Raw genomic sequence first — 5775 nt, 5'->3', positions numbered from 1 at the left:
ACGTTCATGATCGCCACGTCGAGCTCGCCGTTGATGAGCAGGTGCTCGATGTAGCCGCGCCGGTCCTCGACGAGCAGCACCTCCACGCCCGGGAAGACCCGCTCGAAGCGGTCGAGGAGGTAGGGGAGGTAGTAGGCCGTGACCAGGCTGCTCACCCCCAGGTTGAGCCGCCCGGTCATGGTGTCGGGGCGTTCGCGGATGGCCTGCTCGGCGTTGCGCAGGGCGGCCAGCACCTCGTGGGCGTGCCGCAAAAACTGATGCCCCGCGTGGGTGAGCACCATCCCCCGCGCGTGCCGGTTGAAGAGCTGGGTCCCCAGGCTTTCCTCGAGCTTCTTGATCGCTTCAGTCACTACCGACTGCGCCACGTCCAGCGAAGCCAGGGCACGCGAGATGGACCCTGCCTCGGCCACGGCGATGAAGTAGACCAGTTGCTTGAGCGAGATCTGCATGGCGGGAATCGGTTTTGCCGATACCCAGTATACGGCGGTGGTCGATGGTCGATGGTCGATAGCTGATAGCCGATAGCTAAATGCCAAACGCCCCTTCTTCACCCCCCTTAGCAAGGGGGGCCAGGGGGGGATACCCCCTCCCCGCCGGCGGGGAGGGAAGGGGCAGGGTGCCTTTCACCACGAGCCTTTCGCCCTTCGCTGACGGCTGACGGCTGACGGCTGAAAGCTGACCGCTGAAGGCTTATCGCTTCCCGTTTTACCCTACCCCCCCACCTGCCGTGCCAGTTCTGCCAACGGCTCGCCCCAGTCCTCGCCCACGGTGAGGGTGGAGTGGGGCTTGTGGAGGCGCTGGGAGAGTTTGCGGGCGAGGTTGGGGATGGGGTCGGAGCCGGGGACCATCAGGTAGATCACGGCCTTGACCTTGCCCAGGCGGGAGAGGTAGCGGCTGGCGCCGGCGAACTCGAGGTCGGTCGGCAGGTCGAGGGGGATCTCGACCCGGGCGCCCTCCTCGCGCAGCTTGGCCGGGGGGAGGTCGGGCCAGAAGGGGCTCAGGCCGGCGGCCTGCAGGGCCCCGACGATCCCGCCCTGCAGGCGGGGGTCCTCCTGGACCATGGGCAGGGTGACGATGCCCACCGAGCGGTTGCTGCCGGGGTTTTTGGGCAGGGGTGGGGTGTGGTTCAGGAGGTACTGGGTCTTGTCGAGCACCCGGCGGGTGAGCATGGGGTTCTTGGTGAGGGTCTGGCCGATCTCGGCGGCGAAGCCCACCAGGTCGGGCGAGAGGTGGGCGGGCACGCGCAGCATGGGGGGGAGGCCGGGCAGGTAGCGGGCGAGCGAGGCGCCCAGGTCGAGGATCCAGGGGTTCTGGGCGCCGCCGCGCTCGCTCTGGATGTCGCCTTGCGCGTCGGGGATGAGCAGGTAGTCCACGCCATGGGCCTTGAGGTTCGTCACCTGCGCGGCGACCAGGCTGGCGGGGAGGAAGATAGGCAGGCTGGGCTCGACGGGCCCGGGCCGCACGAGCTCGAGCCCCAGCCCCTCGAGGTAGGGCTCCCAGAAGGGCAGGTAGCGCCCAGCGAGCCAGGTATCCAGGAGGCCGATACGCACTCCCGAATCCTATCGGGCTACCGGGCTGTGGGCAAGGGCGGCCCGGCCCCTGAGCGTCCCTTAATGGGGCGGCCATGACCCGGGAAGCGGCGCCGGGGCTTCGTATACTGGGTCTGTCGTTTATGCACCGTCCGTCGCTGCGCTTCTTCGCCGTGCTGGGGCTCCTGCTGGGGCTGGCCCTGGCGCAAGCCCCCGTCCAGGATTTGGTGCTGCGGGTGCTGCTCGAGGAGGCTAAAGAGGCCACCGTAGGCGTGAACGCCCACCTGCGGCTCAGCGGCTACGGCGACCAGAACCAGCCCGCCGCCAGCGTGAAGCTGGGCGTGTCGGGCGCGGAGGTGCTGGTGAACGGGCAGCCCAGCGGGCCGTGGGTGGAGTTCCAGGCCACCGACGGGCTGTTCACCCTCGAGGGCAAGCCCTACCGCGGCAGCCTGCAGGCCATCGCCCAAAACGGCAAGCTCCTGCTCATCAACCGGGTGTGGCTCGAGGATTACCTCCTGGGCGTGGTGCCCGGCGAGGTGCCGCGTTCCTTCCCCGCTGAGGTGCTGCGGGCACAGGCGATCCTGGCCCGCACCTTCGCGCTCTACCGGCTCAACCCCAAGGCCCTCTACGACATCTGCGACGACGAACGCTGCCAGGTCTACCTGGGCTACCGCGCCGAGACCCCCGAGCACAACGCCGCAGTCGAGGCCACCCGCGGGCTCATCGTGAGCTACGGCCAGCAGCCCATCACCGCCGTCTACCACGCCGACTCCGGCGGCTACACCGCCGCCTCGCAGGAGGTGTGGGGCGGCAGCGTGCCCTACCTCATCGCCCGCCCCGACCCCTACTCGCAAAGCCCCAAGGGCACCTGGGGCTTCACCCTCTCGCCCCAGGCCGTCGCCCGCCAGCTCGTGAGCCAGGGCCTCCTGATCGGGGACGTGCAGGGCCTCGAGGTGGTGCAGTACACCGAGTCGGGCCGCGTGGCGCGGCTGCGGGTGCGCGGCAACCTCAAGAGCACCGACCTGGTGGGCCCCCAGGCCACCCGCTTCCTGCGCGGCCTGGGCCTGCCCTCGACCCGCATCACCCTCAACGGCTGGAACGTGACCGGCTTCGGCGTGGGCCACGGGGTGGGCATGAGCCAGTGGGGAGCCCGGGGCTTCGCCCTACAGGGCTGGGACTTCCGCCAGATCCTGGGCTACTACTACCCCGGCACCTTCCTCAGCAGCTTCGAGGTGGTCGAAGGCCTGCGCGAACGCCTGCTGGCCGCCGGCTACATGCCCACCCAGGGCGTCCAATCGGCCGCACCGTTCGAATCGCTGCTCTCGAGCCTCCCGGACACGGCGCGGTAGGGCTCGAGGGGCTTCGGGCGGCGTATGGTAGACGGCGGTAAGCCTTCAGCTATCAGCCGTCAGTTCGTGGAAAACCCCACCCCTTCTCTCCCCGCGCGCGGGGAGGGTTTATCCCCCCCGGCCCCCCTTGCTAAGGGGGGTAAAGAAGGGGCGTTTGGCTATCGGCTATCGACCATCGACTATCGGCGCTCAGCGTTCATCCACACACTTAAAATCCGAAAGCCCTGCATATAGTTGGTTTATGTCGTTGCGCAACCTCTTGCTCGGCGGCCTGCTGGGGGTGGTGGGATTGGGTTCAGCCATGGCGTCGCCCGCCCAGAGCCTCTTCGACCAGGCCACGTTTTTCATCGGGTTTTACTACAACGGGCCTGCCAAGGTGCCCGGCTTTCGCGAGTTGCGCCAGCGCTACCAGGGGCAGCTCGACCAGGCCTGCCGGGGGTTGGGCGAACGGTGCGGGTACGAGCAGGCCCGCGCAGTCATCGCCCGCATCCTCGCCGACCTGGGCGACCCCTTCACCACGCTGCTGAGCCTCGAGGAGCAGCAGGAGGCCAGCCGCCTGGGCGCGGGGCTGGGCCCGGTGGCGCCGCGCATCGGGGTTTGGGCGCGGCCGGGCGCGGGCGGGCTGGTGGTGGTGGAGTCCTTCCCCGGCGAGGCCGCCTACCAGGCTGGCCTGCGGCGCGGGGACGTGATCACCCAGGTGGGCGGCCAGCCCGCGACGCTCGAGGCCCTGCGCGCCGCCGAGCGCGGCCAGCAGCCCTTCACCCTCGCCTACACCCGCCGCGGGCAAACCCAGCAGGTGGAGGTGCGCGGCAGCGTCAGCCGGGAGAGCATGCAGCCGCGGCTCGAGGTGCAGGGCGGGGTGGCCTACCTGCGGGTCTACCACCTCTACTACTCCGACCGCTTCAGCGTGGCCCAGCGCGTGCACGACCTGGTGCGCCAGGCCGAGCAGCAGGGGGCTAAGGGGGTCGTGCTCGACCTGCGCGACAGCCTCACGGGCATCGACGACGAGGCCCTGCTGGCCGCCAACGCCTTCGTCCCCAAGGCGGGCTTCGTCTACGACTGGCGCTTCAAGGACCTCGACGACACCTTCACCGCCGAGGGGGGCAAGGTCTACGTCCAGGGCGAGGGCGAGACCGAGCGCGCCTCCGTGCGCGAGGTCGCCAACCCCGTGCAGAGCTCGCTGCCGCTGGTGGTGCTGGTCAACCGCAACACCTTCAACACCGCCGAGATGCTGGCCTACCTCCTGCAGGCGGCGGGCCGGGCCAAGGTGGTGGGCGAACCCAGCGGCGGGGCGCTGGGGGTCTCGGGCAACTCCGACAACGCCCTCATCAACGGGGAATTCCTGGCCGTCTCGGCCATCCGCATGAAAAACCTCGACGGCACACCCTTCCCCCTCAAACTCACCCCCGACGTGGCGGTGGCCGACGACCTCGAGGCCCTGGCCCAGGGGCGCGACGTGGTGCTGGAAAAGGCCCGCGAAGTGCTGGGCGTTCAGTGACAGGTGAACTATGCAGCGTGTGAAACAGTGGCTCGCCGGTCTGGTCTTGGTGCTGGGCACCCTCTCGTGGGCCTCCCCCGCCCAGGACCTCTTCGACCAGGCCAGCTTCTACCTCGAGTTCTACTACTTCGGCCCCTCCACCCTCGACCTCAAGGCGCTGACCGTGAAGTACCAGGCCAACCTCAACAGCGCCTGCGCCCAGGAGCGGGAGACCTGCCCCTACGACAAAGCGGTGCCCGTCATCCAGCAGATGATCCGTGAGCTGGGCGACGGCCACACCTACTACCAAGGCCCCGAGTCGCTGGCCGCCCTGCGCCAGCAGCGCACGGGCAACGCCCCCTCGCGCACCTTGCGCATCGGCATCGCCTACCAGCCCGTCGAGGGCTCGCGCGACCAGCTCATCACCGACGTGGTCGAGGGCGGCCCCGCCGACCAGGCCGGGCTGCTCTACGGCGACCGGCTGATCGCCCTCAACGACCGGCCCTTCAGCGAGCTCGCCAGCCCCGAGGAGGTGCAGCGCACCCTCACCGCCGCCGTGCAGAGCGGCCAGCCCTTCAAGCTGACCCTGCTGCGCGGGCCCAAGCGGGAGCGCCTGGAGGTCACGGTGGTAGGCCGCGAGATCAACCTCGCCCGCATGCCCTCGCTCAAGCTGCGCCCCGACGGCATCGCCGTGCTCAAGATCCCCGACTTCCTCGCCAGCAACCGCGTGGGGATCCGGGTGCACGAGCTCGTGCGCCAGGCCCAGCAGGCCGGGGCGAAGGGGCTCATCCTCGAGCTGCGCAACAACGGCGGCGGCAGCGCCCTCGACGCCCTGGTGGCGATGGCCGCCTTCGTCCCCGACCCCTACATCCTCTTCACCGACCGCTACAACCAAGACCGCACCGTCATGCGCTTCCGCGACGGCCAGGCCACCGTGAGCGACGACAAGGGCACCGTGCTCTTCTCGCTGCCCGTGCCCAACCTCGCCTCCTGGAAAGGCCCCGTCGCCATCCTGGTCAACTCCCGCAGCGCCTCGGCCTCCGAGTACCTCACCTCGGCCCTGCGCCTGGGCCGCGTGGGCGTGGTCATCGGCGAGACCACCGCCGGGGTGGGCAACACCACCACCCGCACCTACCGCCTCATCAACGGCGGCGGCCTCAACCTCTCCGAAAACCGCGCCTTCCTCGCCAACGGCGACAGCTACCCCGACGTCGTGCGCCCCGACATCACCGTCCCCGACGACCTCAAGGTCCTGGCCGAACAGGGCCGCGACCTCCCCTTCGAGCGCGCACTCGAGGCGCTGGGCGTCAAGCAGCCGTAAAGAAGCGGGAAGCCATCAGCCGTCAGCGATGAGCAGAAGGCTCGTGGCTCGTGGCTCGTGGTGGACCCCTCCCCAACCCTCCCCGCCGGCGGGGAGGGG

Annotated in this window: 5 protein-coding genes; 3 read left to right on the top strand and 2 right to left on the bottom strand. The window is 69.6% G+C overall.

Annotated elements, in window-relative coordinates; translation table 11 throughout:
• Together MEICH_RS0106765 and MEICH_RS0106760 are read right to left on the bottom strand one after the other, a co-directional pair.
• Nucleotides 1–449 (bottom strand): LysR family transcriptional regulator (locus MEICH_RS0106765; protein WP_027891988.1); only part of this gene is annotated, 449 nt, incomplete at its 3' end.
• 261 nt (nucleotides 450–710) lie between these two features.
• Nucleotides 711–1550 carry a hypothetical protein gene (locus MEICH_RS0106760; RefSeq protein ID WP_027891987.1) on the bottom strand — a complete coding sequence of 280 codons (840 nt, stop codon included), beginning with the start codon at nucleotides 1548–1550 and terminating at the stop codon, nucleotides 711–713.
• 122 nt (nucleotides 1551–1672) lie between these two features.
• On the opposite strand from MEICH_RS0106760, the gene MEICH_RS0106755 reads away from it, so the two are divergent.
• From MEICH_RS0106755 to MEICH_RS0106745, 3 genes are all read left to right on the top strand, one after another.
• Complete coding sequence (locus tag MEICH_RS0106755) at nucleotides 1673–2878, top strand: SpoIID/LytB domain-containing protein (protein ID WP_027891986.1); 1206 nt, start codon at nucleotides 1673–1675, stop codon at nucleotides 2876–2878.
• 241 nt (nucleotides 2879–3119) lie between these two features.
• Nucleotides 3120–4376, top strand: a complete 1257-nt coding sequence (locus MEICH_RS0106750; protein ID WP_051303993.1) for a S41 family peptidase — start codon at nucleotides 3120–3122, stop codon at nucleotides 4374–4376.
• Between the two features lie 10 nt (nucleotides 4377–4386).
• Nucleotides 4387–5676, top strand: coding sequence for a S41 family peptidase (locus MEICH_RS0106745; RefSeq protein ID WP_027891984.1), 1290 nt, complete (start codon nucleotides 4387–4389; stop codon nucleotides 5674–5676).
• Nucleotides 5677–5775 lie beyond the last annotated feature (99 nt).

This window comes from Calidithermus chliarophilus DSM 9957 (assembly GCF_000430045.1).
Classification (GTDB): domain Bacteria; phylum Deinococcota; class Deinococci; order Deinococcales; family Thermaceae; genus Calidithermus; species Calidithermus chliarophilus.
Note: the sequence above shows the minus strand (reverse complement) of the source record. Positions and strands in the feature narration are given on the sequence as shown.